Consider the following 26,694-nt stretch of genomic DNA (forward strand, 5'->3'; position numbering starts at 1 on the left):
TCCATCATGCCTTACGGCACCGACAGTATTGGGCGGGCCCCTAAGCCGCGGTTACATCGCGGTGAAGGCGCCGATGGTCAGCAGGTTGATGCCGGCGTTGCTGCAGGCATCCTTGGGCGCGGCGAGGAACAGGGAGGCCGTGTCCTCGGGCGGGTAGACGCGGAAACCGGCGGCGGGGGTGCGGGTGCAGTCGGGGTAGTTGCCGGCCTGGGTGTACCGGAGGGTGGCGCTGCCGGCCTGGCCCGGGGCGAGGAGCACGTCGGCGGCCGGGGTGGAGTCGTCGCGGGTGGCCGCGGCGCCGATGGGGTCGCCGTCGGCGCCGGCGGTGAGCGAGACGCCGGCGTAGCCCTTGAGGACGCACGGTTCGGCGCCGGTGTTGGTGAGGATGAGCTTGCTGTAGACGCTGCCGGCGGCCCCGCCGCCGGTGGAGTCGAGGGTGCCCTTGAGGTTGGCGGCCTTGCAGAGGCCGGGGCCCGCGGCGGCACCCGAGGCGGCCGGGGACGAGGAGGCAGGCGCGGACGACGCCGATGCGCTGGGCGCTGCCGAGGAGGTGGCCGGTGCCGCCGTCGTGGACTGAGCGGACGACGGCGGTGCGCTGGCGCTCTGGGTCTGGGCCTGTCCGCAGCCGCTGAGCAGCAGGACCGCCGCAGCGGCCGCCGTTACGGAAGTGATTGCTGCTTTGCGATTCATCTGCTGAGGCCTCATGGGACCACTGTTATGCGGTGTGGTTCCCCTCGTCAACGGTGCCACGACGCGGAAACCCGATTGATGCCCGGATTGTGATTTCCGGGCATCAACCGGGGGTCAGATCACGGGACGGGTGCTACTTGGCGGCGGGACGCCGGCCGCGCAGTAGCGCCACCCCGCCCAGCACCAGGCCGCCGATCCCGGCGGCGAGGCCGGCCCAGCTGCGGGCCTGCGCGCCGCCGTCGTCGTTGCTGTGAGTATCCGCCGACGTCGTTTCCGCCGTCTGTGCCATGCCGTTCCCGGACGCGGCCGCGCCGTGGCCCGCGTGCCCGTCACCGGACTTCGCCGCGGTGATGGTCACGGATGGGGCGGGGGTCTTGACGGAGTCCTCGTCCTGGCCGGCCTGCGGGATCTGCGACCAATCGGTCTGGCCCGTCTCGCAGCTCTGCAGGGTGGGGAAGTACAGGGTCTTCCCGGCCATGTCCGGCAGCTTTACAGAGAGCACCAGGGTGTCGCGGAGCTCGTGGCTCAGCGGCGCCTTGGCCGTGTAGACGATCTGGCTGGTCCGCTTGGTGATGGAGGTGCCGTCCGCCAGTTTCTTGGGCTGGGGGAGTTCCTCCGTGACCTTGGAGGCGGTCCAGTTGGGGTTGACCGTGGGCTGGGCGTCGTTGAGTTCCTGGGGCAGCGTGATGGTCATTTTGGTGGTGCCGGCCTGGTCGCAGCCGTGCGGGATGGCGAACGTGAGCAGCGAGTAGGAGTTGGCTGCGGTGTTGTTTGGCGTGGCCTCGACGTGGGCGGAGGCGGCGCTTACCCCGGTCAGCAGCAGCGCGGCGGTGCCGCCGGCCACGGCGGTGGCGGTGAACGTGCGGCGCAGGGCGGAGGGGGTGGAAAGGGTGCGGGTCATCATCGTGTGGGTGCCTTTCGGGCGTGCGCGCATGAGGGCGCGCGGACGTGGGTGGCGCGGCACGGGTGCGGGGTTGGGGCCCGGATGGCCCGGGGCAGGCCGGCAAATTTGGCCGCGGCCGAAGAAGGGTGGGTTAGACGACGACGGCGAGCGGCGGCCCGCGGCGGCAGTCCCGCCGGAGGTTGCGCCACGGCAGCGGCAGCGCGGGCTCGTCCCGGAAGGGCTGGACGGGGACGGCGGCGCGGGGTGCGGGTAGGGCTTCGGGCAGCCGGATCAGCGGACGCAACCAGGCGGCCAGCGCCCAGAGCGCGGCCTCACCGCGGGCCAGCAGCAGGGCGCAGATGAGGGTGGCCAAGGCGTGGCCAGCGATCATCCAGAGCGCCAGGCCGGAGTCCAGGTCGTGGTGCTCGAGCGTGCCCGCGGGGTGCGGGAGGAGCGTCGGGACCTGGTGGTGCGAGCGAACGGGAGCGCCGCCGTAGGCCGCTGCGGCGGGGCCGCTGAGCGCGGAAAACGCCTCGTGCAGCACCACCTGACCGGTTCCCAGCAGCCCGGTCATGGCGGCGGCGTTCAGCTTGAGCCGGGTGGCGGCGGTGGCCGCGAGGCCGGTTAGGGCAAGGACGGCGCCGAAGATCCCCGGGATGGGGAGGTCCCCGCCGGCGATCACGTGTGCCGCGGCAGCGAGACCCACCATGGTGATGGACATCAGGGCCGCGCGGAGCGCGTGGAAGGGCGCCCGGGCACGGGTGTGGCGCACGGTGACCTCCCTGGCGGCATCTGGCGGGCTGCGGACGGGGCCAATTCTACCGTTCGTCGAACTTGCTGCCGTGCAGCGGCGGCAAAGTCGGTCACATGGTGGGGCCGGTGCCGTTCGCCGCCCGGCCGTTGCGCGGAGCCACGGACAGGGACACCTCGACGTCGTCGCCTACTTCGAGCCGTTCGCCGAGCCGGACGTGCTTCCGCACGGGCAGCACGTAGCCGCCGTTGCGGGGCAGGAGCGAGGTCTCCCACTCGGTCCCGCCGATGCTGACAGCCACGGGGATGGCACCCCAGCCGTAGCTTGCCTCAGCGGCCTCGGCATGGATCTCGTCGGACGCGTCCGGCGGCAGGGCGAGCCAGTAGAAGGGCGCCGGCCCGCGCCACTCGAAAAGCTCCGCCCGGAAGGTCATGTCCACGGCTCAGCACCGTAGTGGCAAGGGCGGGAGCTGGCAATGGGTTCCTTCCCGCTCTCCGCGTATGCCGAGCCGCCGGATCACCGCTGGACATTCAAATAAAGCTAGATAGACTAGTGAAAATTGCAAGCAGGCTTACTAAAGGGGTGATTCGAATGACGGCAGTAGCCAACCGGAGAATGGCGGGACCCGCGCGCGGAACGCACGCGGAGTCGTTGCGGAGCTTCGACGAACCGGTCCGTCCGGCCGTCCCCTCGAGTCAGCCTGCGGTGGCTCCCTTCGATGCGGACGGGACGCCCGTGCACTGCGGTACCAAGATGACGTCCACGCCCAGCCCGACGACGGCGCTGCCGTGGGCGCAGTTCCACACCGGCGAGGGCGAGTGGGTTTGCACCTGTGGATTCCGCCGGCCGGCAGATTCCTCATCCGACCCTTTGGCCGCGGTTCGCGCAGCGGGGGCCCGGTTGGAGAGCCTGCAGTGGGAGATCGACGCCGCGGAGGCTTCCTTGGCTGCCGCTGTCCGGAGCGCCACAGAGGCCGGCGTCGAGGCGAAGGCGCTGATGTTGGAGACCGGGCTCACGTCGATCGAACTGCTGGAGCTGCAGCTGCGCTGAGGACGGCGCGGCGGGGCTCAGGCGAAATGGGTCGTGACCTTACCTCCCCCGGCAGACTCAACAATGGAGGCGGCGACGTCCCGAAGCTTGATGTTTCGGTGGTTCGAAGCTGCTTTGATCATGGCGAAGGCCTCGTCCTGCGTGCAGCGGTTTTGAGCGATAACGATGCCCACCGCCGTATCGATGACCGTCCGGGACGTCATGGCCAGCTTTAGATTTTCGGCAGTCCGGCTATGTTCGCTGAGGAGAAGTGCGAGCCTGAGGCCCTTGGCGGCCTGGGCGACGAAAGTCTGGGCCCGCTCCACGGCTCCGCCGTCCAGAGCGTGGGCGGTTTCGGAGTAAAGGTTAAGGCCGGCACGGGCGGAGTTCTCGGGGAGATGAAAAGGTACGGCGAGAACGGAGCGGACGCCGTGGGCCATCGCAATGTAGTTGTAGTCGGGGAACGTGGTGTCACTGGCGAGGTCCGGTATGTGAACCACCAGCTGCCTCCTGCTGGCCATCAGGCAGGGGCCCTCGTCCAGCTGATATTGAAGCTCATCCAGCATCAGCGCCTTCTCACCGCTGCTGGCCACGGTCCCCGCCTCCCCGTGGCGGAGCAGAGTGATGCCACAGAAGACTTCGCTTTTCCGCGAGGAAAGGGTGGCCGCGGCATAACAGGCGAGTTCGTCCAGGAAATCGGCGACGTCCTGGGTTTCCAGCAGCAGGTCCTGAAGATCAAGCGCTTTGGGCTCGGTGCTGCCGGTGCCCGGCTCGGAATCTCGAACGGAGGTCATATCTCATCGTTGCGCCGATACCCCGCCGGCGCTAGGGGCAGCCGGCAGGGAGTCGCTTCCAGGCCGGCGTTCCAAGCGGTCCGTCCGGCGGATCTCCATCGAGCGGGCTCGAACATCTCCGGGATAGGGCCGCCCCCCAATGAAGCGGCCCTATCCGGAGGTCGCGCCGATGGCGCAGGATCGCGGCTAGGGGCCCCGTCCGTTCGGTCGGGGAGCGCGCCGGGCCAGTTCCTCGTCGATATGGTCGAGAAGGTCCAGCCACAGGGCGGGTGCTTCGCTGCCACCGCCGTTCAGTGCCGCGCGGCGTAGTGCCCTGAGATCGGAGGAAGGCACATCGGACCAGCTTGGATGCCGAAAAAACATCCGTGCCGGCGGCCCGGGGTGGCCGCTCACGCCGCCTGCGCCTGTGTTCGCCGGCCTGCCGTCCGAGAGGCGTGCCGCGGTCCGCTCATCGTCGAGGTCCTAATCCCGATGTCTTTCAGCACGGCCGGGGCTTCGTCCCATGCATAGGCGAGGAAGCTGTCGTCCAGGAACAGATCGCATTGTGGGAGGGCCCTCTGTGCCCTGTTGCATACCGCTTGAAGTGCCCGAACGTTATGCCGAGTGAGTACGCCTACGGGGCGAATCATGACCGACGAGGCGTCAAGGTCAACCGAAACCGTGACGCCGATTTTTCCGGTGGTCATAGAAATAGATCTCTCTATGGAACACGAAGGGCCGCGTCTTGACCCACAAGCAGGGTACGGTGCTCCGCTATGAACGCGGAAGTAACTTAGCTCACTTTTTCGGAAGAAGGTCCCTGCGCCTACATCAAGCCTTTCGATCCTTGCCGGAGCGGGAAGGAGCCGCTACCGTCAACCCGCGAAGGGGGTTCTCATGGATTGGTTGACACGCCCGCTATTCGCGAGCCGGCCGGGTCCCGACGATCTGATCGCGGGCTCATTCCTCACCGACGGTAAGACCCACGACATGGAGTGGTCGGATGAGATGTACGCCATCCACGGCTACGCGCGCGGGGAAATTGTTCCGACCCGTGCGCTCACGCTTGCCCACAAGCATCCCGAGGATCTGCCCCGCATTTTGGAAGTCAACGAGGACCTCGTGCGGCGTGGAGGACATGTGGCCATTTATCACCGGGTCATCGACGCCGGCGGCCGGGAACACAAGGTTCTCACCGCGGGAGAGGCCTTCCCCGACGGGGCAGGTGGGCTGCGGACCATCGCGGGCGTCATGCTGGACCTCACGACGACCGTCCACGACGAAACGGCGACGGCGGCGCGCGACGCCATCCAGGGGGCGCTCGGGACCCGGTGCGTCATCACCAAGGCCCAGGGCATCCTCATGGGCCGCGCTTCCATGACATCGTCCGAGGCGTTCACCGTGCTGCGCGCCTACAGCAACCACGCCAACGTCAAGCTGGCGGAGGTCGCAGCGACGCTGGTGGGGCTGGCCGACCGCGACGGGGACAGGATGCCCTTCGAGTGCTTTCTGGACGCGCTCCTCCGCGGCTCCCCAGACCCCGCGAAAGGGTCCCTCCTGCAATAGGAGCGGCCGGAATGACCCTAGGCCAGGCCCGCGGCCGCAGGGGGACCCGACCGTTCGTCCCGGGCCGCCTGTCCGGCGGCGCCAGCGATCCGCTTCCGCTGGGCCTCGATCTCCTTCTCGCCCTCATGCTCGGCGTCGTAGAGCTTGGCATTGCCGACCTGGAGCTCGAGCATCAGGGCGTCAAGCTTCACGTGCAGGGCGGCCGTGTCACGGTTCTGGGTGTTCTGGATGATGAAGACCATGAGGAACGTGACAATCGTGGTGCCTGTATTGATCACCAGCTGCCAGGTGTCGGAGAAACCGAGGAGCGGACCGGTGAAGGCCCAGATGATCAGAACGACCACCGCACCGACGAAAACCCAGGCATGGCCGAGGACCGCCGCCGTCCGGGTTGTAAACCGGGTAAAGATATCCGGGCGTTCCCGCCCCGCCTGCTGAACCATTCCGTCACGCTTTCCCTTGCGGAGTGCCGGCCCGGCAGGAGTTGGACGGCCGGTTTTCCGGTTACTTTCAGTGTGGCACCAACGCCGGCGGATAGACCCCCACAGCCATTCCGCGCCGCAGTCCGGGTGACCCGCAGCGCGGAATGACAGCGGCTTAGGAACCTGACTGGTCGTAGGCGCGCTTGGCAGCGGCCTGGGCGTCAGCGAGCGCCTTTCCCGGGTCCTTGGTCCCCAGCAGGGCCGAGGCGATGGCGTTGTTCAGTTCCGTTTTGATGGTCTGACCCGCAGGGGAGGCGCCCAGCGTCTTACCGGCCGGGAGGACGTCGTAGTACGTCTTGATCGTTTCGTCGAAGCCGGCGTTGCCACTTGGCTTGACGAAGGTGTCCCTGATCAGCTTGTCGGCCGACGGGGAACCGGTGAACAGCCCGGTGTTGATGCCGCCCGGCGTCGATGCGATCTTCTGTGCCCGAGCCTCCCCGGCGGCCTTCCATGCGTCGTCGGTGACCAGGGAGGTCATCCACGCGCAGGCAGCGTTGGGATTCTTGGCGTTTGCGGGAATGACAAAGGACGTCCCCCCTGCCACGGTGAACGGCTTGCCGTCTTTGTCCTTGAAAGGAACGGCGGACAAGTCCAGGGATTGCGAGTAGGGGGCCAGGACGTTGACGTACCACTGGGCGTCAACCTGGGACCCCACCTGGTTTTTGACGAACTGGTTCTGCTTACCGAACGTGTCGAAGGAATCGGAGAAGCTCTTGGCCTTGGCATAGCCGCCCTGCGCGTCATAGATCTGCTTCAGGAAACTGATCGCGGCTGCGTTGGCCGGGTCGTCCAGGACGGGGGCTCCCTTGTCGTCCACCAACCGTCCGCCCTGGCCGAGGATCCACAGTTCGGCCTGCCCGGCGGCCACCGGGTCGAATCCGAGCGTTGAGGGGTTACCGCCGTCGGCCTTCGACGCTTTTCCGACGGCGTCCAGCAGCTTCGTCTTGTCTGAGGTGTCAATGTCCGCGGCCGCCACGCCGGCGCCCTGGAGAACCTTCTGGTTCAGGATGATGGCTGCCGGCTGATAGAACTGCGGCACTGCCCAGACCTTGTCCTGATAGGTCACCTGTTGGGTGACGGCAGGGTAGAACTGCTTTGCCGGGTCCATGCCGTGGGCCTTGAAGCAGCCGTCCAGTGGCTTGATCAGCCCCTGGGCGGCGTAGGTCGCGACGAACGCGCGGTCCATCTGGACGACGTCGGGTACCTCACCGCTGGCCGCGCGGGTCGTGAATTTCTGCGCATCGAACGGCGTCTGATCCATCGTGATCTTCACGTTCGAGAGCTGGGACGATGCGTAGCCCATGCGTGCCTTGCCGACGTCGTCGGCGTTATCGAAGGCCCATGCCGTGATCGTCCCCGAGGCGTCCTTGGAAAAGTCCGCGCTCGCCGCCGGGGCACTGGTGCCCCCGCCGCCGCAGGCAGTCAAAGCGGTCACCGCCAGGGCCAGCACTGCGGTGTTCGTCATCTTTCGAAAATGCATCTTTGCATCCTCCCCAATCGTCGATGGTGGTGGTCGCTGCCGCGAGACCCTCGGCTAAAAGCGATTCGGGTGCAACACTGTAAGCAAGCTTCCTATTTCGAAAGCTAGCCCACGCCGCGGTGTGACGCAAGGGACCGGCCCCGATGCCGGTGCGCGGCGGGGCAGAGACCGCCGTGGAACCACGGGAGAAAGGGTGATGCCACATGACAGCCGAATCAGCCGCGCGAATCCGGCGCCCCGGGGGCAATCCCCGGAAGGCCCGGGCACACCGGGTGAAGTACAACCGCAGGGAGGCCCTGGCTGGCTATCTGTTCATCTCCCCGTGGATCGTGGGCTTCCTCGTTTTCATGCTCGGTGCGATGGTCTACAGCCTGGTCATCTCCTTCAGCCGCTACAACCTGGCGACTAACGTGGCCAAGCCCGCTGGCGTGACCAACTACCAGCTCCTGTTTCAGGATCCGAAGGTCGCCTCCTCACTGGCCAACACGCTCTTCTACGCGGTCATGGCCGTTCCCCTGGAGATCTGTGTCGCCCTGGGGCTGGCCCTGCTCCTGAACCGCGTGGGCCGAGGCGCCGGGATTTTTCGGACCATCTACTACCTGCCCAAGATGACGCCGTCGGTGGCGACCGCGGCGGTTTTTCTGCTGCTGCTCAACGGCAACACGGGGGCCATCAACCAGGCGTTGGCGTTCTTCGGCATCTCGGGACCGCAATGGTTGATCGACCCGGCGTGGGTCAAACCCTCGATCGTGCTGATGACGCTGTGGGGGGTCAGCGGCACCATGGTGATCTTCCTGGCCGCACTCAAGAACGTGCCGCGGGAACTCTACGAGGTCGCGGCCCTGGACGGTGCCGGGCCGGTGCGGAAATTCTTCTCCATCACCGTCCCGATGATCTCGGGGGCCATCTTCTTCAACGTGATCGTCCTGACGATCGCCGCACTGCAGGTTTTCGATCAGGCGTACCTGCTCTTCTGGCGGGACCAAACCAGCGCGTCGCCGGAGGCCTCGCTGTTCTACGGCATCTACCTGTTCCAGCAGGCCTTCCGGGAATTCAATTTCGGGTTCGCCTCTGCCATGGCCTGGGTGCTGTTCGTGCTGATCCTGTTGATCAGCCTGATCCAGGTCCGGTTGGGAAACCGGTTCGTCTACTACGAGGGGGAGAAACGCTGATGGCCACCACCAATACCGAAACCGGCGCGACGCCGGAGGCCGGCCCGCTGCTGGCGGAAGCTGGCCGTTCCGCCACTGCCACGCCTGCCCCGGCCCCGCGCCGTCGTGTCCGGCGTCCCCGCACCACGGCCGGCAAGGTGGTGCTTGGCGTCGTCCTGACGGTGATCAGTGCCGTGTTCCTGTATCCCCTCGTGTGGCTCATTGCCGCCAGCCTCAAGCCCCGCGGGGAGGTTTTCGACAACGCACTGATCCCCGCGACGTTTTCCCCGCAGAACTACGTCGAAGTCTGGGATCAGCTCCCGCTGGTGAACTGGGTGACCAACAGCTTCCTCATTGCGGTGCTGGCCGCCACCCTAGTGACGCTCTCCAGTTCCCTGGTCGCCTTCGGGTTTGCCTACTTCCGTTTCCCGGGCCGGAACATCCTCTTCGGTCTTGTGCTGGCGACGATGATGTTGCCGGGCGCCGTGACCATGGTGCCGCAGTACCTCATCTGGAAAAACCTGGGCGTGCTGGGCACTTGGATACCGCTCTTCGGGATGAATCTCTTTGGCTCGGCGTTCTATATCTTCCTGCAGAGGCAATTCTTCCTGGGACTGCCACGGGAGCTCTTCGAGGCCGCGCGAATCGACGGAGCCAGCTACTTCGGCTTGTTCCGCAGGATAGCCCTGCCGCTATCCGTACCGTCGCTCGTGGTGATCTTCATCTTCGAGTTCCAGGCAAGCTGGAACAACCTGCAGTCGGCGCTCATATACCTCAACGCCGGGTCCGTCGAGGGATTTACGGCACCGCTGGGAATCGCCTACGCCATGACCAAATACAGCCCCACCAACGGCGGCCAGGGCGACTATCAGTACGTCATGGTCGCAACACTCCTGATCACGCTCCCCATGCTCATCCTCTTCGCTTTCGGGCAGCGTCACTTCATCGAGGGCGTCGCCACAGAAGGCAGGAAGGGGTAACCGGACCGGCCGTAAAAGTCCGGGGGACCAACCGCCTACATATTGACCTCCACATAACGGGGGAACACGATGGAGCGATCGGGCCGGCGCCCGGTCACCTCACCGTCTCGCGCCGTCCCAGCAACCAAACCGGGAAGCCTTAGAAGCCTTAGGAAAGGACGCATCGTGAGTGAAACTCCGGAGTCCGGCGGCCGCCTCCACAGCGAAGACCCGGCCGAGGGTGTGGACCGAGACGGCGCGGGGACACCCGCAGGTGGGCCGGACCAGGGAAGCCGGCGCCACGCCGAAGAGCCATCAGAAGGGCCCGATGGCGGGGACGACGACGTCCGGCCCATAGCGCCTGACGAGGGCCGCGGGGAAGGCTAGTATCTCAGGGCGGAGAAACCGTGGGGGTGTGTGCCCTGACGATAGACGAGCTGCTGCTCGCGAGTCGCGCCAACCTGAAGCGCGTGTCTGCGTCAGAGCTCGACGGGGAAGTCGCGGCAGGTGCCCTCGTCGTCGACACGCGGCCGGTGGACCAGCGGGAGAGGGACGGCGCCCTTCCGGGTGCGGTCGTCATCGACCGAAATGTCCTTGAGTGGCGGCTCGATCCTTCCAGCGCCCACCGGCTCCCGATGGCACGCGATTACGATCGGCGGATTGTGGTCGTTTGCAATGAGGGCTACAGCTCCAGCCTGGCAGCAGACACCCTGCAGCGACTGGGCCTTTTACGGGCGACCGACCTTATTGGAGGTTTCCAGGCCTGGGCTGCGTGGCGACAGGAAGCCGGCTAGCCCGCTGCGCTGTTTTCCGAGGCTCGCCAGCGCACTACGTTCGGCGCGGTTGGCTCCGGCCGGAGCGCCACTTCGCTCACCAGACTTCCCTCACCTCGTGCATGCCTTAGCCCGGGACGTTTCGTGGATCGTTGCCGTAGCTGTTCTTTTCGGAGATCACACCGTCCTGGTTCTTGATGATGTGCTCGACCTTGTCGCCCCGGGCGGCCTCCCGTCCTGCAACGACCGCGTCCTGTTTGGAGCTGTAGCCGGCGCCGAAAGCCCGCTGGGCACCATCGCGCTTGTTCTTCCACTGTCCGTCTTCGTAGTACGTCTCAATATCTCCCTGAGGCATTACACGCTCCTTCTGCCGTTCGGTTCAGCTGCCTGACGTTGGGTAGCGAAAAGCCCCGCGGCACTGGGGGACCACGGGGCATTTCCAAGGCATCCTCCGCCGCATGGGGGGGCGGGCGGAGAAGCTGACACCAACCTAATAGAAAGTAGGCTTATGGTTCAAGCCTCAGCGCCTTTCCGGCGCGGCGGAGGGTCGGGCGAATGGCGGTCGCTTTCAGTGCTGGCCCAGGCTGCCGGCGGCCGGGGGTAGAGTCCCCTCGACGCCATTGCGTCGCTCGTCACGTTCGGCCTGGCTGGCGGTGTCGGCGGCGGCCGTGCCGTCCGAGTCGCCGTCGTCGTCGATCAGTCCGTTGGTCTGGTCGAAGGGCTTGGCGACAGACCGTTCCGCAGGCCGCTCCATGGCTGAGGCGCTGCCGCTTCCGGCAGGATTCGTGTCGGTGCCTGCGGGGAAGACGCTCCCGGTGGTGCCCGTGGGTGGAACGGCGTCGGTTGCCCGTGCCGTCCCGGCATCCGCCGTAGTCGCAGGGCCGGCGCCGGGATTGTCGTGGTGTGGGGAGTCTCCGCGTCCCACGGCCGCGGCCACCCCTGCCGCAGCTGCGGCCAGCCCGACGCCGGCTATTACCTTTCCGGATACCCCCGCCGTGCCGCTGTCGCCCCGGGAGGCGGCGGCGTCTTCGATCCCCGGGGTGCCGGAGGAGCCGTGGCCTTGGACGGTACCGCGCCAAGCGCCCGTGGCGTAACCCTCGTCCTCGATGAAGGCCTTGAACCGGTCCAGGTCGTTTTCGGCCTGCCTGGCGACGACGTTGAGCTTGTCGCCCACCGTTTCAACCATGCCCTCTGGTTCGTATTCGAGGGAGAGCTCCACGGACGTCTGACCGCCGCCCAGGTCTTCAAAGGTCACCGCGCCGGCGTTGGTCGCTCCCTCCGTGGCAGCCCACGCTACTTTTTGATCAGGGATCTGCTCTAGGATTCTTGCCTGCCACTGGCGGCGCACCCCGGCAATCTCCGCCGTCCATTCCAGGCGGTCGTCGCTGAGCTGCTGCACGCTCTTCACCCCGGACATGAAGTGCGGAAATTCCTCGAACTGAGTCCATTGGTTGTAGGCCACGCTCACGGGAACGTTCACCAGGATGCGTTTCTCGACTTTCGTGCTCACGGTGTCTCCTTCGACTCTGTAGGAACAAACCAGTGATCAACTGATCATCAGTATGCTTACTTTATCGAGGATTCCGCCTTGCGGCCAGGGCAGAGGTGACTCTCTGCGGCTAACCCGGTCGCGGCGCGGGAGCCAAGCCCGGGTCGTTTTTCACGGGACATCGCTGGGCCGCTGCAGTATGGTGGGCACCTTCCGACGCAAGGAGGAGCACGTGAACAGTCATCGAAGCAACGTCGCCGGGGAGGCCGGTATCACCGCGCTGGTGCTGATCCGGCACGGAGAAAGCGAGGGGAATGTTGCGGCGACGCGGGCCAGGGAGGCGGGCGCGCAGGTGATAGAAGTCCCGGCCCGTGACGCCGACGTCGATCTTTCCGAGACCGGGAGGGAGCAGGCGCTGGCCCTGGGCCGCCTGCTGGCAGGCGTCTCCGAGCAGTTCCCGGTGTGGTCCTCCCCCTACGCCAGGGCCCGGGAGACTGCCGAACTGGCGCTGGACGTCGCAGGGTGGGACCGATTGCCCCGCCTGGACGAACGGCTCCGGGACCGCGAGTTGGGAATCCTGGATCGGCTGACCTCTGCCGGCGTGGAGGCCAGGTTCCCTGAGGAAGGAGAACGCCGGCGCTGGCTCGGGAAGTTTTACTACCGGCCACCAGGCGGCGAGTCCTGGGCCGATGTGGTGCTTCGGCTGCGGTCGCTGCTTGCAGACCTGGACAGGGAGCACCCCGGCCAGGAGGTGCTGCTGGTCTGCCATGACGCCCTCATCCTGCTCTTCCGGTACGTTTTGCTGGGGCTCACCGAGGCGGACCTGCTGGACCTGGCCGCACGCACCACCATTCTCAACGCATCCGTCAGCCGGTTCGTCCGGGAGGGCGGCACCGGCCCATGGGAACTGGCCGGGTTCAATGAGGCTGACCATCTGCGGTCCTATGGCGCCCCCGTCACTGAGCACGCGGGAGAGTCCAATGTCCACCCGCGCTAAGCCGCCGATCCCGCTGACGCCCACGTTGCTGCGCGGCTGGCCGCTGCCCGGCGGGGGCTCCGGGAAGGCGGACCGCGGCTCGGTGCTGGTCATCGGGGGCGCGCGCAAGACCCCGGGGGCCGCGCTCCTGGCCGGTGTCGCGGCACTTCGCTCCGGCGCCGGTCGGCTGACGCTGGCGGTGGCCGAATCGACCGCCGTCCACGTGGCGGTGGCGCTGCCAGAGAGCGGCGTCCTGGGCCTGCCGGAAAGCGCCAGGGGCTCAGTGAAGGGTTCGTCCGCTTCGCTGCTCGTCGACGAATTCGCCGCGGCCGACGCCGTTCTGATCGGCCCCGGCCTGGACGACAAAGACGAGGCCCTGGCGCTTCTTCGCGGACTGCTCGTGCCGGCGCGGACGCCCCAGGGTAGCGGCCCCGCCGTCGTTCTGGATGCGTTCGCCCTCGGCTGTTTGCCCGAACTGGGTGCCGACCTGGGCCCGTGGGCGGGTCGGCTGATCTTGACCCCTAACCCCACCGAGGCGGCCATCCTCTTGCAACGCGAGATCGGCGACCTTGGCCGCGATATCCGGACTATCGCGAGCCGGTTCCAGGCCGTGGTCAGCTGCCAGGGGTTGATTGCGGAACCCGACGGCGAGTCCTGGGAGGTCAGCACCGGGCACAGTGGGCTGGGGACCTCGGGCAGCGGCGACGTGTTGGCCGGTGCGATCACGGGGCTGCGGGCCCGCGGTACGACGGGACCCCAGGCCGCCTGTTGGGGCTCTCACCTGCATGCCACCGCAGGGGACAGGTTGGCCAGCAGACTGGGCGGGCTGGGTTACCTTGCCCGGGAACTCTGCGATGAGTTGCCGCCGCTGATGGTGGAACTCAGCAGCTGATCAGCCGCCCGGTTGGGCTGGCTGCCCAAGCGGCCGGAAAGATCGATTCCGTAGCGCGGGAAGAGCCACAGCGCCTAGTATCCGTGGGAGAACCGGCTGTGGACTAACGGAAGGAAGACCATGGTGGACCGCATTGGCAACATTTGGGGAAGCCGCACCCCCTATCCCCGGGACGGTCTCTGGCCGGTACGGGTGGATCAGGCGCTCGCGGAGGGCGTTGCTGAAGACGACGTCGATCGCTGGGTCCAGTCCGCCTGCGTGCTCTGCAGCAACGGCTGCGCCTGCGACATTGCGGTCAAGGACGGTGCCATGGTGGGGATCCGTGGCCGGGCCGGGGACCTGGTCAATCACGGCCGGCTTGGCCCCAAGGGCCTCTTCGCCAGCTGGCAGGGCGTTTCCCACCGGGACCGGCTCACCAGCCCGCTGATCCGTGAGAACGGGCGCCTGGTCGAATGCGACTGGGACACCGCCATGAACCGCATCGTCGAACGCAGCCAACAGCTTTTGCGGGAGCGCGGTCCGCTGAGTCACGGCTTCTACACCAGCGGACAGCTTTTTCTTGAGGAGTACTACGCCCTCGCCATCATCGGGAAGGCGGGGATCGGGACTCCGCATATGGACGGCAACACCCGGCTCTGCACGGCCACCGCGGCGGCGTCGCTGAAGGAGACGTTCGGGGCGGACGGTCAGCCCGGGTCCTACACCGACATCGACAGCTGTGATGCGATATTCCTCTACGGCCACAACATGGCCGAGACCCAGACCGTCCTGTGGTCCCGGGTGCTGGACCGCATCGCCGGCCCGAACCCGCCCAAAGTCGTCTGCATTGATCCCCGCGAGACAGAGGTGGCCCGCCACGCCGACGTGCACCTCGCTGTGCGGCCGGGTACCAACCTCGCGCTGATGAACGCCCTGGTCCACGAGGTGCTGGCCCACGGCTGGGTGGACGAGGACTACGTCAAGGCGCACACCGTGGACCTCGATGAGCTGAAGGCCACTGTGGCGCCCTGGACGCCCGAGGCTGCTGCCGCCGTCTGCGACGTCCCGGCGGCGGACATCCGGGAGGCTGCGCGGATTTTCGGTGCCTCGGAGCGGGTCCTGTCCACCGTGTTGCAGGGCTTCTACCAGTCGGCGCAGGCGACAGCCTCGTCCTGCCAGGTTAACAACCTGCACCTTCTGCGGGGACTGTTGGGGAAGCCCGGCTGCGGAATCCTGCAGATGAACGGCCAGCCGACCGCGCAGAACAACCGGGAATGCGGTGCCGACGGTGACCTGCCGGGTTTCCGCAACTGGGAAAACCCGGCCCACATCGCCGAGCTCGCCGATCTCTGGGACGTCGACCCGCTGACCATCCCGCACTGGGCGCCGCCGACGCATGCGATGCAGATCTTCCGCTACGCCGAGCAGGGGTCCATCGAGTTCCTGTGGATCTCCGCCACCAACCCCGCCGTCTCCATGCCCGACCTCGCCCGGATCCGGAAGATCCTGGCCAAACCTGACCTCTTTGTGGTGGTGCAGGACCTGTACCTGACCGAAACGGCGCAGGCTGCCGACGTCGTCCTGCCGGCGGCCGCCTGGGGCGAGAAGACCGGGACCTTCACCAACGTCAACCGCACGGTCCACCTCTCGGATAAGGCTGTGGACCCGCCTGGATCCGCCCGCAGCGACCTCGACATCTTCCTGGATTACGCGCGGCGGATGGATTTCCGCACGCTTCAGGGCGGGCCGTTGCTGCCATGGGACGGTCCCGAGGACGGCTTCAACGCCTGGCGGGAGTGTTCGCGGGGCCGTCCCTGCGACTACAGCGGGATGAGCTACGGCCGGCTCCGCGGCGGCAGCGGCATCCCTTGGCCCTGCAACGAGGAAAACCCCGATGGCCGCGACCGGCTCTACGCGGACGGGGTTTTCCCCACCGACGCGGACTACTGCGAAAGTTACGGCCATGACCTCTTAACCGGCGCCACCGTGGGGTCAGGGATGTTCCGTGCCACGGTACCCGGCGGCAAGGCGGTGCTGAAGACGGCCGACTACCTGCCCCCGCACGAAGAGCCCGACGGCCGGTTCCCTATGCGCTACACGACCGGACGCACTGCCTACCATTTCCACACCAGGACCAAGACCGGCAGGTCCCGGCCCCTGAACCGCGCCGCACCCTCCGCCTGGATCGAGCTTTCCCCGGAAGACGCCCAACGGTACGGCATCAGTGAGGGAGACCTCACCCGCGTCACGTCCCGCCGGGGCCGAATCGAGGTACCGGCCCGGATCAGCGACATCCGCCCGGGAACGGTTTTCGCCCCGTTCCACTACGGCTACTGGGACGACGGCGGCTCGCCCGGCGAGCACCCGAGCGCGGCCAACGAACTCACCATCACCGAGTGGGACCCGGTGTCCAAGCAGCCAGTGTTCAAGAACGCGGCGGTCAACGTCCAAAAGATCGCCGACGGCGCGGTGCCGGCCCCCGCCCCGACAACCACCGCGTCTCGGCCGGCCAGCGGCAGCCCGGCGGTTCCCGCGACCACCGGCGTGGGTGGCGAGGCGAGCGAGTCCGTGGGTGCGGCGCCGCCGCGGTTCCCCCAGGCGATCAAGGGAGCCCCGGCGCCAGCCGGAAAGGACGGCACGCGATGAACATGTCCCTGTACCTGGGCATGCTGCACCGGGCCGAGGCCACCCTGGCGGAGTCCTTTCGGCAAGTCGCCGACGGCCACGGCGCCGAACCGGACGTCCATTTCCTGTGCCACTCCCTGGCCAACCAGTGCGATGAGCACAGCCGGCTGTTGCATCCGCTGGTGGAGCGCTACGGTGAGGACCTCTCCGACACGGAGCCGGAGCGGTTGCACGCCGAGGGGCTCTCTGGCACCCGCAGTGGGCCGGTGGGCCTGCTCCGGGACCTTCAGGATCTCTATCTCCTGGCCAGCTTCGTCGATGTGACCTGGACCATGATCCAGCAGGCCGGGTCGGCGCTCCGGGACCGGGACATGCTGGAGGTGGTCTCACACTGTGAGGGAGAAACCGCGGTGCAGCTGCGCTGGCTGCAGACCAGGATGAAGCAGGCGGCGCCCCAGGCTCTCGTGGCCGCCAAATAGGGCGACGGCAGCTGCCGGAGCTTCCCCGCGTCGTCTATCTCGACCGTTGACGTGGAAAAGTCGCGGCGGTCAGGCTTGGGCGATCAGTTGCCAATGCGCTGCCGGGGGACAGTCCCGGGCAAAGCAAAGGCCCCTGCTTCCCTCGTAAACAAAGGGAAGCAGGGGCCTCGCTGTGTGGCGGTGACGGTGGGATTTGAACCCACGTTGGCTTTTACACCAAACAACATTTCGAGTGTTGCACCTTCGGCCGCTCGGACACGTCACCAACCTGACTAGGGTACCGGAGCGCGGGGCCGAACCCCAAAACGGGCCCGGTCAACCAGAGCCGCCGCGCCCGGGCCGGCCCGGGGAGCTTCCGGCGGCGCCCGCACGGCACTAGATTCGACAGCACAATGACTATTTCGAATGCGCCCTCCACCCGGGATACCGGCACCGCCACCGCTTACTGGACCGTCGGCCCGGAACAGGGTGAACTCCGCACCGAGGACCTGCCGGCGCCAGGCCCCGGCGAGGCCCTGGTCCGGTCCCTCTACTCTGGCATCAGCAAGGGCACCGAGATGGTGGTGCACCACGCCCGTGTCCCCGACTGTGTGGCCGACGCCATGGCCGCCCCGCACCAGGAGGGCAGCTTCCCGGGCCCGGTGAAGTTCGGCTACCTCTCCGTGGGCGTCGTCGAGGCCGGGCCGGACGGCTGGCAGGGCAAAACCGTCTTCTGCCTGCACCCGCACCAGGACCGCTACGTCGTCCCCGTCACCTCCCTCACCGAGGTTCCCGACGGCGTCCCGGCCCGCCGCGCCGTCCTCACCGGCACCGTGGAAACCGCCGTCAACGCCCTCTGGGAAGCGGGCCCGCGGCTGGGGGACCGGGTGGCCGTGATCGGCGCAGGACTGGTCGGCGGGATGGTGGCCAAACTCCTCGCCGGCTTCCCGCTGGAACGGCTGCAGCTGATTGACATCGACCCGGCCAAGCGCGCCTTCGCGGACGCCCTGGGCGTCGAGTTCAGCCACCCGGACGACGCCGCCGGCGACTGCGACATCGTCATCCACTGCTCCGCCTCCCAGGCCGGCCTGGAACGGGCCCTGCAGCTCGTGGGCGACGAGGGCGAGATCATCGAAATGTCCTGGTACGCGGACCGCAGCGTCAGCCTGCCCCTCGGCGAGGACTTCCACGCCCGGCGCCTCTCCATCCGGGCCAGCCAGGTGGGCGTCGTCGCGCGCGCCCGCCGTCACCGCCGCACCACCGCCGACCGGCTGAACCTCGCCGTGTCCCTGCTTCGCGACCCCGTTTTCGAGGCCTTCCTCACCGGCACCTCGCGCTTCGAGGAGCTGCCCGACGTCGTCCAGCGACTCTCCGACGGCACCCTCGACGCCCTCTGCCACGTCATCGAATACCCGCACACCACAGAAACCACGAGGTAATCCGTGTTCAGCCTGACCGTCCGCAGCAACTTCATGATCGCCCACAGCCTGCCCCGCCCGGCGTTCGGCCCCGCGCAGGGCATGCACGGTGCCACCTTCGTCACCGAGGTGACCTTCCGCCGCCGGAGCCTGAACCAGGATGCGATCGTCCTGGACATCGGCGAGGCGGGCGAGGTGCTGGGCGCCGTCCTGTCCGGCCTGAACTACAAGAACCTGGACGAGCACCCCGATTTCGCCGGCAAGCTGAGCACCACCGAGGCGCTGGCGCAGTACATCGCGGACGCCGTCGCCGCGCAGATCCGCGAGGGCGACGACGGGCGCGCGCTCGCGGGCATCGACGTCACCCTGCGCGAGACCCCGGACGCGTGGGCCAGCTACTCCCTCGAGTTCGACGCCGACTAGCCTCCCCGTGCAGCCCTCCGCCGTCCGCCTGGTCCTGCCCGGCAACGTCCGCCACAACTCCGGCGGCAACGCCTACAACGCGGCCCTGGTCCGCGCCCTCGACGCGCTCGGGGTGCCCGCCACGACCCGGACCGCCGACGGCGACTGGCCGGTGGGCGGCCCCGCGGACCGGTCGGCGCTGGGGAACCTGCTGGCGGAACCGGCCGGCCCCGGGACAGTCACCCTGGTGGACGGGCTCGTGGCCTGCGGTGCCCCGGAGCAGCTGGAGGCCGCCGCCCGCGCCGGGACGCCGGTGTGGATCCTGCTCCACATGCCGCTCGACGGGTATGCCGACCTGGAAGGACGCGCGGTTGCCGCCGCGGCCGGGGTGATCTGCAGCAGCAGTTCCGCCGCGGCGGAACTGCGCGCCCGGCACGGCCTCGACGGCGCTGCAACCGGCGCTGATACCACCGTCGCCGTCGCGCTGCCCGGCACCGACCGCGCCGGGACGGCGGCCGGGTCCACCCCGCCGCACCTGGCGATGGTGGCCGCGCTGCTGCCGAACAAGAGCCAGCTGCTGTTCCTCCAGGCGCTCACAGCCCTGACCGACCTGGACTGGACCGCCGCCCTCGTCGGGGCGGACACCGCGGACCCGGAGTACGCCGCCCTGCTCCGCGCCGAAACGGAACGGCTGGGGCTCGGTGCCCGCGTCCGGATCCCGGGCGAGCTCCGGTGGGACGCCCTGGACGCCGAATGGGCCCGGACCGATCTCACGCTGCTGATCTCGCGCGCGGAAACCTTCGGCATGGCCGTCACCGAGTCCCTCGCCCGCGGCATCCCCGCGATCATCCGGCGCGGGACCGGGGCGCTGGAGGCCCTCACGGCCGGAACTCCGCAGGCCGGAACTCCGCCTGCAGGACCCGGCGCGGCCGGGGCTAGGGGCGAAGAACCCGAAGAGGACGACGCCGGGCTGCCGGGCGCCGCCGTCGCGCTCGCCGAGGATCCCGCACCCCTGGCGGAGCTGTTGCGCCGCTGGCTCACGGAGCCGGAGCTCCGGGCACGGTGGCACGCCACCGCGCTGGACGCCCGGCAGCACCTGCCCGGGTGGGACGCGACGGCCCGCACGGTGTTGGAGATCCTGGGCCGGTAACCGCCGTCCCACGCCGCCGCCGCAGTCGTCGCGGGGCAGCCCCGTATCGCCGTCCGCGGCATGGATGGACAATGGGCGCATGAGCACCGAGCCAGCCACGGTCAGCCTTCCGCCCCAGAGCCTCACCGCCGCAAACCTCCGCGCCTGGTCCTGGCACCGGCAGGGCCTGGACGGGTCGCTGGCCGGCTGCACCGCCGGGCAGGTGCTCGCACGGGCGGGCTGGGCTAGGTCCGTCGGCGGCGCCAACCCCTACCTCTCCCTGTTCGCCCGTGCCGGCCTCCGCCGCGGCGAGGTGGATGCCGACGTCGAGGCCCAGCGGATCCTGGAACTGCCGACGGCGCGCGGCTGCACCTACGTCCTGGGCAGCGACGACTTTGCCTGGGCGCTGCGCCTGGGCCGCCCCGCCGCGGAGGCCGCCGTCTCGGTGCTGACTCGGCTCGGCGTGGACCGCGGCGAAATCACCCTGCTCGAGGAACAGGTCCGGCACGTCCTGGCCGAGGCCGGTACCCCGCTGGACCCGCGGCAGCTCAAGGAGGAACTCGGCGACGCGGTCCAGAGCCTGGGGGAGGAGGGGAAGAAGAAGGGCGCCGCCACCACGCTGCCCGCGGCGCTGGGCATCCTGCAGGCGGAGGGCCGCATCCGCAGGGTGCCTGCCGACGGCCGCCTGGACCGGCAGCGCTACGCCTACGAGGCCTGGGACCTGCCCACCAGCGATCTCACCGACGAGGAGGTCCGCGCCCTGCTGATGCGCCGTTACCTCGGCTGGACCGGCGGCGCCACTGCTAAACAGTCCCAGTGGTTCACGGGCTTCACCGTGGCGCAGACCCGCGCGGCACTGGCGGCCGCCGGTGCCGTCGACGTCCCGCTCCCCGGGGACGCGGGCAAGGACAGTGCCGTGCTGTGGATGCTGCCCGACGACGTCGACCGCCTCGCCGCCTTCACCGCCCCCGCGGAGGAACAGATCCAGCTGCTCGCCGGGACAGATTCGCTGGTGCTGCTGCGGCGGAACGCGGCCGAGCTGCTGGACGAGGCGGACCACCGCAAGGCGGGGCTCAGCTCGCTGGCGCTGCAGGCAGACCTGCCGGACCACCCGATCCTGGACCGTGGCCGGATCATCGGACTCTGGCAGTACGACCCGGAGACCGGGAAGATCGCCGCCTGGGTGTTCGGCGACCTGACGCCCGCGGTCAGCCGGCGGATCGCGGAGGTGGAGGCCTGGATCCGGGAGGACCTGGGCGACTTCCGCGCCTTCAGCCTCGATTCCCCCGCCTCCCGCCGGAAGCGCATCGACGCGCTGCGAGCGTCGACGACGGCCACCGCCGAACGGTAAGCAGGATCAGGGGACGCCGGGACGAAGAACGGGGAATCAGGCGCCGCGGTGCTCGGCGAAGAAGTCCCGCAGCAAGTCCCCGCACTCCTGCTCCCGCACGCCGCCGTAGACCTCCACCCAGTGGTTTAGCCGGCGCTCGCGGAGAATGTCGAAGACGGACCCCGCGGCGCCCGCCTTCTCGTCCCAGGCGCCGAACACCACGCGGGGAATCCTGGCCAGCACCACCGCGCCGGCGCACATCGCACACGGCTCCAGCGTCACCACCAGGGTGCAGTCCGCCAGCCGCCAGCCGTCGTCGCGCGCCCCCTCGTCGGCACGGCGCTCGCGAAGCCGCGCGGCCGCTTCCCGGATGGCGACCATCTCGGCGTGCGCCGTCGGGTCCCCGAGGGCCTCCCGCTCGTTCCGGCCGGCGCCCAGCACCGTCCCGTCCGGGCCGATCACCACGGCCCCGATCGGCACGTCCGCGGTGGCGAGGGCCTGCCGGGCCTCGCTCAGGGCGAGGCCCATCCACTCGGCATGGCGGGGCTCGGGCGATGTCATGGCTCAATGGTAGTTTCGATCCTAAGCAAGCTGTGCACCGTGGGTGCACCGGACGTCGGGAGAACGCAGTGAGCACCAGGACTGAGAGCTGGTTGATGCGGCGCTGGGGCAAATGGGTGGTGCCCTACGCCGCGCTCTGGATCACCATGCTGCTGGGCGGCATCGCGGTGGTGGCGCTGGCCCTGACCAGCGCCGAGGTCTACGACAACGTGGTGGACGACGCCGGCCTGGCCAACCTGGACAAGCCCATGCTCGCCGCCATGGAACGGCTCCGCAGCCCCGGCCTGGATGCGTTCGTCACCGGGTTCACCAACATCGGCGGCGGCATCGGCATGCCGATCCTGGCCAGCATCCTCACCGCGCTGTTGATCTGGCGGACCCGGACCTGGCGCCCGCTCATCCTCATCGGCGGGGCGGCCGCCGTCTCCGTCACCGCTACCTCCCTGGGCAAGAAGCTCATCGGACGCACCCGCCCCGACCACGCCGATGCCGTCCCGCCCTACGAAAACTCGCCGTCGTTCCCCAGCGGCCACACCCTGAACACCACCGTGGTGATCTCACTCGTGGTGTACCTCACCTGCCTGCAGGTCCAGCGCACCATCGCCCGGGTGGGATTGATCACGGCCGGGGCGCTCTTCATCATCGCGATGGGCATGAGCCGGGTGTTCCTAGGCCATCACTGGATGACCGACGTGATCTTCGGCTGGGCGCTCGGCCTGGGCTGGGTGGGCATCGTGATCCTGGCGCATCGGCTGTTCCACGTGATCAGGCACCGGGAACGGACCGGCCCGGCGCCCACCTTCGACAACGGCCAGCGCCTGCGCGAGAAGGCGCCGGACGGGCACCACGACGCCGAAACGGCGCATCGTCGCGGGGCGGCGGACGAGGCCGGGACACCCGGCGGGCGGGGGCGGTCCGAAGCGTCCGGATGATAGTTTTGACCCATGCGCACTCTCGTTGTCGACCACCCGCTGGTGGCCCATAAGCTCACCGTTCTGCGGGACAAGAACACCCCGTCACCCGTCTTCCGCCAGCTCACCGAAGAGCTGGTCACGCTGCTGGCGTACGAGGCAACCCGCGACGTCCGCACCGAACCGGTCACCATCGAGACCCCGGTCAGCACCACCATCGGCACGGCCTTCACCAAGCCCACCCCGCTGGTGGTCCCGATCCTCCGCGCCGGCCTCGGCATGCTCGAGGGCATGACCAAGCTGGTCCCCACCGCGGAGGTCGGCTTCCTGGGCATGGCCCGCGACGAGGAAACCCTGGACATCATCACCTACGCCGAGCGGCTCCCCGAGGACCTGACCGACCGTCAGATCTTCGTCCTGGACCCCATGCTGGCCACCGGCGGCACCCTGCGCGAGGCGATCAAGTTCCTCTTCAAGCGCGGCGCCTCCGACGTCACCTGCATCTGCCTGCTGGCCGCCCCCGAGGGCCTGGCCAAGCTGGAGGAAGAGCTCTCCGACGCCAACGTCACGATCGTGTTGGCCTCCATCGACGAGAAGCTGAACGAGAAGTCCTACATCGTCCCCGGCCTGGGCGACGCTGGCGACCGGCTCTACGGCATCGCCGGGTAGCGCGTCCGCTTTCCCTCGGGCCGCTGAACGGGCCGCCCGGGGATACAGCAAAGGCACCGGATCTGACGAGATCCGGTGCCTTTGCTGTATCTGCGCGGGGTGGCGTCAGCCTTGGCGGCTTAGTACCAGTTGTTCGCGTAGTGGAAGTTCAGGGCGCCGCAGGGGGAGCCGTACCGTTCCTGCACGTACTGCAGGCCCCAGTTGATCTGGGTGCGGTAGTTGGTCATGTAGTCCGCGCCGGCGCTGGCCATCTTCTCGGCCGGGAGGGACTGGACCACGCCGTAGGCACCGCTGGACGGGTTGGTGGCCGTGGTCTTCCAGTCCGATTCGCGGGTCCAGAGCTTCATCAGGCACTGCATCTCGCTCGGGGCCCAGCCGTGGGCCGGCAGCTGCGAGGCGGCGTAGGCCTGTGCGCCGGCGGGATCGTCGACGGCCACTGGCTGCGGGGCCGGGGCGGGTGCCGCGGCGGGAGCCGGAGCAGCCGGTGCGGGGGCCGGCGTGGACGGAGCGGGGGTGGACGGAGCCGGGGTCTCGGGGGTGACCTTGGAGGCCTGGGCTTCGACGCTGGCCGGTGCCGTGGCCGGGGTGTAGCTGCCGAGCCGTTCCAGGTCGGAGAGCTGCAGGGCCGGGGCCTGGGTGGCGGTCGCGACCGGGGCGGTGGTGCCGGTGGCCTGGCCTGCGGCGCCGGCGCCCAGCAGCACGGCGGCCGCGGTCAGCGCGACGGCGGTGAGCTTGCCCTTGGAGCCAAAGCTGGCGCGGCCTCGGGTGGCCGAGCCCTGGGCCGGGTCGGCGCGGTGGCGCGCGACGTCGGCCGAGGAGGTGCGTTTAGCGCCTTTTAGGCGCACGGGTGCCTTGTGTTCAGTCATGTTCGCCTCTCAACGCCTACGGAGTTAGCTGTCGGGTTCGGAAGAGAAATCCGGCCGCTCGGATGATCAACGAGTCGGCTTAACCCCAAGGGGTGCATGGATGCAGGTGCCCGGGAACTCTGGGTTCCCCGTCTCTGCCTCAATCCATGGAATCCGGGAAGCGGCAGAGTTTGGCGTCAGACCCGGATATGCGGCCAGATCGATGGCCGCACCATAAAAACGGTACCGGACTTTCTCCCTCATGTCACATTTAGGTAACGCCGCGGTGTGGCTGGTTGCCGATTTGCAGTGGGCGGGTCCTGTGTTTCGGGCCGTTTCGACGGTTCCCTGCATGCCCGACGCTTGGAGACGTCTACGCGGCAGGGAACCGTCGAAACGGCGGACCGTCCGGGGCGGCTACTTCGCCAGCAGGTACACCGTGGTGCCGCCGACGCTCTGGGCGGGGTAGGTGGCCGTCACCCAGTCGGCGATCCTGGCGGCGTCGTCGGATCCGCTTTCGCCCTGCATGGTGCGGCCGGCGATGAAGTAGTGGATCCGGCCTTCGGCGACGTACTGCTGGAACTGCTCGAGAGTGGGTGCGGGGTCGGTGCCGTTGAACCCGCCCACGGCCATCACGGGCAGCTGCGTGGCGAGCTGGTAACCGGCGGCGTTGTTGGACCCGACGACGGCGGCCGCCCAGGTGTAACGGCCGGCGTCCGTTTCGAGGGCATCCACCAAGGCAGACGACGGGGTGGTCGCGCCGAGGAGCCCGCCCATTCCGCCGCCCATGCCCCCGCCCTGGCCGCGGACGGTGCCGTTTGCCCCGTTGCCGTTTGCCCCGTTGCTGTTGGCCCCGGTGCCGTTGGTCGGGCCGAAGGGATTGCCCTGCGCGTTGCCCATGGCTCCGCCCGTGCCGCCGAACATGGCCGGCAGGCCCGCCCGGCCACCCACCGCAGGCCCCGCGCTGACGATCGAGCCGGAGTGCGCGGTGGCGGCGGTGGACAGCGAGTACGCCAGGGGACCGGCGAGGGCCGCGACGACGGCGAGTCCCGCCGTCGTACGTCCCAAGAGCGCCGCTGTCGGGCCGCCAGGGGACAGCGGGCCAGTGGTCCCGGCGGCGGACGCGCCGGCGACCCGGGCCCGGACGGCCGGAACCATCACCCCGACGGCCGCTGCCAGCGCCACGGCCAGCACCAGCCAGCGCAGCCACGGAACGAACGCGGGCGTGCGGCCCAGCAGCTCGAAAGCCATGAAACCGGCCGCGGCCACCGCGGCGGCGAGCGTCCCGGCGGCACCGGGTTGATCCCGCCGCTGCCACAGCAGCACCGACCCCAGACCGGCCAACCCGGCGACCCCCGGGGCCAGCGCCACCATGTAATACGGGTGGATGATGCCGGCCATCAGGCTGAACGTCAGCCCGGTGACTAGCACCCAGCCGCCCCAGACCACCACGGAGGCGCGGACGGCGTCGGTCCGTGGCGCCCGCCGGCCCAGCCACAGCAGCCCAGCCGCCAGCAGCAGCACCGACGGCAGCAGCCAGGCGATCTGCCCGCCGAACTCGCTGTTGAAAAGCCGGAGCAGGCCGGGGGTGCCCCAGCCGTTGCCGCCGCCGACGCTCCCCGTCTCGTCCCCGCTGAGCCGGCCCAGGCCGTTGTAGCCCAGGGTCAGTTCCAGGATGGAGTTGCCCTGCGAGCCGCCGATGTAGGGCCGGTCAGCCGCCGGGGTGAGCTCGACGGCGGCCAGCCACCAGCCGGCCGCCACCACCATCGCCGCTCCCGTGGCGAGCAGGTGCAGCAGCCGCCGGCCCAGGCCGGCGCGTGCGGCGAGCAGGTAGGCCGCGGTGAAGCCCGGGACCACCAGCAGCACCTGCAGCTGCTTGGTCAGGAACCCGAAGCCCAGCAGCACCCCGGCCAGGAGCAGCCAGCGCAGCCGGGCGTCCTGGATGGCGCGCAGCACCGCGTAGGCTGCGGCCGTCATCAGCAGGACCAGCAGGGCATCCGGGTTGTTGAAGCGGAACATCAGCACGGCCACGGGGGTCAGGGCCATCACGGCCCCGGCGATCAGTCCGGCGCGGTGGGCCAGCCGGGCGTCCGCCGTCGCGGGTGCGGCGGCCCGGCGGACGGCCAGGTAGACCAGCCACACCGTCGCGACACCCATCAGAGCCTCGGGCGCCAGGACGCTCCAGGAGCTCAGCCCGAAAAGCCGCACGGACAGGCCCATCACCCAGAGCGACGCCGGCGGCTTGTCCACCGTGATGGCGTTTGCCGCGTCCGAGGAGCCAAAGAACCAGGCCGTCCAGTCCTGCGAGCCGGCCTGCGCCGCCGCGGAGTAGAAGGCGTTCGCCCAGCCGGAGGCGCCGAGGTTCCAGAGGTAGAGCACCGCGGTTCCGGCAAGCAGGGCGGCCAGTTCCGCCCGCTGTGCCATGACCTGGCGCCGGGATAGGGGCGGCAAGGGGTGCTGCCGAGTGGACGCC

27 protein-coding genes, 1 tRNA gene and 1 riboswitch are annotated in these 26,694 nt (G+C 68.8%); of the genes, 15 read left to right on the forward strand and 13 right to left on the reverse strand.

Annotated elements, in window-relative coordinates; all coding sequences use genetic code 11:
- Positions 1 to 51: 51 nt before the first annotated feature.
- The 4 genes from AB0O44_RS08605 to AB0O44_RS08620 all read right to left on the reverse strand — a co-directional run bounded on the left by AB0O44_RS08605 (position 52) and on the right by AB0O44_RS08620 (position 2,757).
- On the reverse strand, positions 52 to 705 hold the full coding sequence (locus tag AB0O44_RS08605) for a DUF4232 domain-containing protein (RefSeq protein ID WP_364136520.1): 654 nt from the start codon (positions 703 to 705) through the stop codon (positions 52 to 54).
- Positions 706 to 823: 118 nt separating this feature from the next.
- Positions 824 to 1,594 (reverse strand): YcnI family protein, encoded by a 771-nt coding sequence (locus AB0O44_RS08610; protein ID WP_364136522.1) that lies wholly within the window; start codon positions 1,592 to 1,594, stop codon positions 824 to 826.
- A gap of 130 nt (positions 1,595 to 1,724) precedes the next feature.
- Positions 1,725 to 2,345: a hypothetical protein gene (locus tag AB0O44_RS08615; RefSeq protein ID WP_364136524.1), complete on the reverse strand. Its 621-nt coding sequence runs from the start codon at positions 2,343 to 2,345 to the stop codon at positions 1,725 to 1,727.
- Positions 2,346 to 2,436: 91 nt separating this feature from the next.
- Positions 2,437 to 2,757: a DUF1905 domain-containing protein gene (locus AB0O44_RS08620; RefSeq protein ID WP_364136693.1), complete on the reverse strand. Its 321-nt coding sequence runs from the start codon at positions 2,755 to 2,757 to the stop codon at positions 2,437 to 2,439.
- Between the two features lie 272 nt (positions 2,758 to 3,029).
- Between AB0O44_RS08620 and AB0O44_RS08625 the strand changes: the two genes are divergently transcribed.
- A complete protein-coding gene (locus tag AB0O44_RS08625) occupies positions 3,030 to 3,374 on the forward strand; it encodes a hypothetical protein (protein WP_364136526.1) in 345 nt (114 codons plus the stop codon).
- A 17-nt stretch (positions 3,375 to 3,391) separates the two neighbouring features.
- Here the strand turns inward: AB0O44_RS08625 and AB0O44_RS08630 are convergent, their stop codons facing one another.
- The gene (locus tag AB0O44_RS08630; RefSeq protein ID WP_364136528.1) at positions 3,392 to 4,147 is read right to left on the reverse strand and encodes a GAF and ANTAR domain-containing protein; all 756 of its coding nucleotides are present in this window, start codon (positions 4,145 to 4,147) and stop codon (positions 3,392 to 3,394) included.
- An 885-nt stretch (positions 4,148 to 5,032) separates the two neighbouring features.
- On the opposite strand from AB0O44_RS08630, the gene AB0O44_RS08635 reads away from it, so the two are divergent.
- A complete protein-coding gene (locus AB0O44_RS08635; protein ID WP_364136530.1) occupies positions 5,033 to 5,692 on the forward strand; it encodes a PAS and ANTAR domain-containing protein in 660 nt (219 codons plus the stop codon).
- Between the two features lie 17 nt (positions 5,693 to 5,709).
- On the opposite strand, the gene AB0O44_RS08640 is transcribed toward AB0O44_RS08635, so the two are convergent.
- Both AB0O44_RS08640 and AB0O44_RS08645 read right to left on the reverse strand, forming a co-directional pair.
- Positions 5,710 to 6,135 carry a low affinity iron permease family protein gene (locus AB0O44_RS08640; RefSeq protein WP_290256671.1) on the reverse strand — a complete coding sequence of 142 codons (426 nt, stop codon included), beginning with the start codon at positions 6,133 to 6,135 and terminating at the stop codon, positions 5,710 to 5,712.
- A gap of 154 nt (positions 6,136 to 6,289) precedes the next feature.
- Positions 6,290 to 7,639: a sugar ABC transporter substrate-binding protein gene (locus tag AB0O44_RS08645; protein ID WP_364136532.1), complete on the reverse strand. Its 1,350-nt coding sequence runs from the start codon at positions 7,637 to 7,639 to the stop codon at positions 6,290 to 6,292.
- A gap of 218 nt (positions 7,640 to 7,857) precedes the next feature.
- Between AB0O44_RS08645 and AB0O44_RS08650 the strand changes: the two genes are divergently transcribed.
- From AB0O44_RS08650 to AB0O44_RS08660, 3 genes are all read left to right on the forward strand, one after another.
- On the forward strand, positions 7,858 to 8,826 hold the full coding sequence (locus AB0O44_RS08650) for a sugar ABC transporter permease (RefSeq protein WP_364136534.1): 969 nt from the start codon (positions 7,858 to 7,860) through the stop codon (positions 8,824 to 8,826).
- Positions 8,826 to 9,785, forward strand: a complete 960-nt coding sequence (locus tag AB0O44_RS08655) for a carbohydrate ABC transporter permease (protein WP_364136536.1) — start codon at positions 8,826 to 8,828, stop codon at positions 9,783 to 9,785. Before AB0O44_RS08650 ends, AB0O44_RS08655 begins: the two co-directional genes overlap by 1 nt.
- A gap of 512 nt (positions 9,786 to 10,297) precedes the next feature.
- Complete coding sequence (locus AB0O44_RS08660) at positions 10,298 to 10,558, forward strand: rhodanese-like domain-containing protein (RefSeq protein WP_364136695.1); 261 nt, start codon at positions 10,298 to 10,300, stop codon at positions 10,556 to 10,558.
- Positions 10,559 to 10,664: 106 nt separating this feature from the next.
- Here AB0O44_RS08660 and AB0O44_RS08665 read toward each other — a convergent pair whose 3' ends face one another.
- Together AB0O44_RS08665 and AB0O44_RS08670 are read right to left on the reverse strand one after the other, a co-directional pair.
- Complete coding sequence (locus AB0O44_RS08665; protein ID WP_364136538.1) at positions 10,665 to 10,892, reverse strand: DUF2188 domain-containing protein; 228 nt, start codon at positions 10,890 to 10,892, stop codon at positions 10,665 to 10,667.
- Positions 10,893 to 11,105: 213 nt separating this feature from the next.
- Positions 11,106 to 12,047, reverse strand: a complete 942-nt coding sequence (locus AB0O44_RS08670) for an SRPBCC family protein (protein ID WP_364136540.1) — start codon at positions 12,045 to 12,047, stop codon at positions 11,106 to 11,108.
- A gap of 211 nt (positions 12,048 to 12,258) precedes the next feature.
- Here AB0O44_RS08670 and AB0O44_RS08675 point away from each other — a divergent pair, with 211 nt between their 5' ends.
- The 4 genes from AB0O44_RS08675 (at position 12,259) to AB0O44_RS08690 (ending at position 16,977) form a co-directional block, all read left to right on the forward strand.
- Positions 12,259 to 13,023 carry a histidine phosphatase family protein gene (locus AB0O44_RS08675; protein ID WP_364136542.1) on the forward strand — a complete coding sequence of 255 codons (765 nt, stop codon included), beginning with the start codon at positions 12,259 to 12,261 and terminating at the stop codon, positions 13,021 to 13,023.
- Entirely contained in the window at positions 13,007 to 13,894 is an 888-nt protein-coding gene (locus tag AB0O44_RS08680; protein ID WP_364136544.1) for an NAD(P)H-hydrate dehydratase, read from the forward strand. Before AB0O44_RS08675 ends, AB0O44_RS08680 begins: the two co-directional genes overlap by 17 nt.
- A 120-nt stretch (positions 13,895 to 14,014) precedes the next feature.
- Positions 14,015 to 16,519, forward strand: coding sequence for a molybdopterin-dependent oxidoreductase (locus tag AB0O44_RS08685; protein WP_364136546.1), 2,505 nt, complete (start codon positions 14,015 to 14,017; stop codon positions 16,517 to 16,519).
- Positions 16,516 to 16,977: a hypothetical protein gene (locus AB0O44_RS08690; RefSeq protein WP_290256657.1), complete on the forward strand. Its 462-nt coding sequence runs from the start codon at positions 16,516 to 16,518 to the stop codon at positions 16,975 to 16,977. The genes AB0O44_RS08685 and AB0O44_RS08690 overlap by 4 nt, the downstream gene beginning before the upstream one ends.
- A gap of 175 nt (positions 16,978 to 17,152) precedes the next feature.
- Here AB0O44_RS08690 and AB0O44_RS08695 read toward each other — a convergent pair.
- A tRNA-Ser gene (locus AB0O44_RS08695) sits at positions 17,153 to 17,242 on the reverse strand.
- Between the two features lie 127 nt (positions 17,243 to 17,369).
- Here AB0O44_RS08695 and AB0O44_RS08700 point away from each other — a divergent pair.
- The 4 genes from AB0O44_RS08700 (at position 17,370) to AB0O44_RS08715 (ending at position 21,256) form a co-directional block, all read left to right on the forward strand.
- On the forward strand, positions 17,370 to 18,395 hold the full coding sequence (locus tag AB0O44_RS08700) for a dehydrogenase (protein WP_364136548.1): 1,026 nt from the start codon (positions 17,370 to 17,372) through the stop codon (positions 18,393 to 18,395).
- 3 nt (positions 18,396 to 18,398) lie between these two features.
- On the forward strand, positions 18,399 to 18,797 hold the full coding sequence (locus AB0O44_RS08705) for a 6-carboxytetrahydropterin synthase (RefSeq protein ID WP_290256553.1): 399 nt from the start codon (positions 18,399 to 18,401) through the stop codon (positions 18,795 to 18,797).
- A 7-nt stretch (positions 18,798 to 18,804) separates the two neighbouring features.
- The gene (locus AB0O44_RS08710; RefSeq protein ID WP_364136550.1) at positions 18,805 to 19,926 is read left to right on the forward strand and encodes a glycosyltransferase; all 1,122 of its coding nucleotides are present in this window, start codon (positions 18,805 to 18,807) and stop codon (positions 19,924 to 19,926) included.
- 79 nt (positions 19,927 to 20,005) lie between these two features.
- Positions 20,006 to 21,256 (forward strand): crosslink repair DNA glycosylase YcaQ family protein, encoded by a 1,251-nt coding sequence (locus AB0O44_RS08715; protein ID WP_364136552.1) that lies wholly within the window; start codon positions 20,006 to 20,008, stop codon positions 21,254 to 21,256.
- A gap of 36 nt (positions 21,257 to 21,292) precedes the next feature.
- Here the strand turns inward: AB0O44_RS08715 and AB0O44_RS08720 are convergent, their stop codons facing one another.
- A complete protein-coding gene (locus AB0O44_RS08720; RefSeq protein ID WP_364136554.1) occupies positions 21,293 to 21,796 on the reverse strand; it encodes a nucleoside deaminase in 504 nt (167 codons plus the stop codon).
- Positions 21,797 to 21,891: 95 nt separating this feature from the next.
- Between AB0O44_RS08720 and AB0O44_RS08725 the strand changes: the two genes are divergently transcribed.
- Positions 21,892 to 22,728 carry a phosphatase PAP2 family protein gene (locus AB0O44_RS08725; protein WP_364136697.1) on the forward strand — a complete coding sequence of 279 codons (837 nt, stop codon included), beginning with the start codon at positions 21,892 to 21,894 and terminating at the stop codon, positions 22,726 to 22,728.
- A 12-nt stretch (positions 22,729 to 22,740) separates the two neighbouring features.
- Entirely contained in the window at positions 22,741 to 23,376 is a 636-nt protein-coding gene (upp, locus tag AB0O44_RS08730; RefSeq protein WP_043478170.1) for a uracil phosphoribosyltransferase, read from the forward strand.
- Between the two features lie 119 nt (positions 23,377 to 23,495).
- Here the strand turns inward: upp and AB0O44_RS08735 are convergent, their stop codons facing one another.
- On the reverse strand, positions 23,496 to 24,242 hold the full coding sequence (locus AB0O44_RS08735; RefSeq protein ID WP_364136556.1) for a hypothetical protein: 747 nt from the start codon (positions 24,240 to 24,242) through the stop codon (positions 23,496 to 23,498).
- A riboswitch (cyclic di-AMP (ydaO/yuaA leader) is annotated at positions 24,241 to 24,428 on the reverse strand. It overlaps the preceding gene by 2 nt.
- 210 nt (positions 24,429 to 24,638) lie before the next feature.
- A complete protein-coding gene (locus tag AB0O44_RS08740) occupies positions 24,639 to 26,645 on the reverse strand; it encodes a glycosyltransferase family 39 protein (protein ID WP_364136558.1) in 2,007 nt (668 codons plus the stop codon).
- Between the last annotated feature and the right edge of the window lie 49 nt (positions 26,646 to 26,694).

It is taken from the genome of Arthrobacter sp. NPDC080082 (genome assembly GCF_040686595.1).
GTDB lineage: Bacteria > Actinomycetota > Actinomycetes > Actinomycetales > Micrococcaceae > Arthrobacter.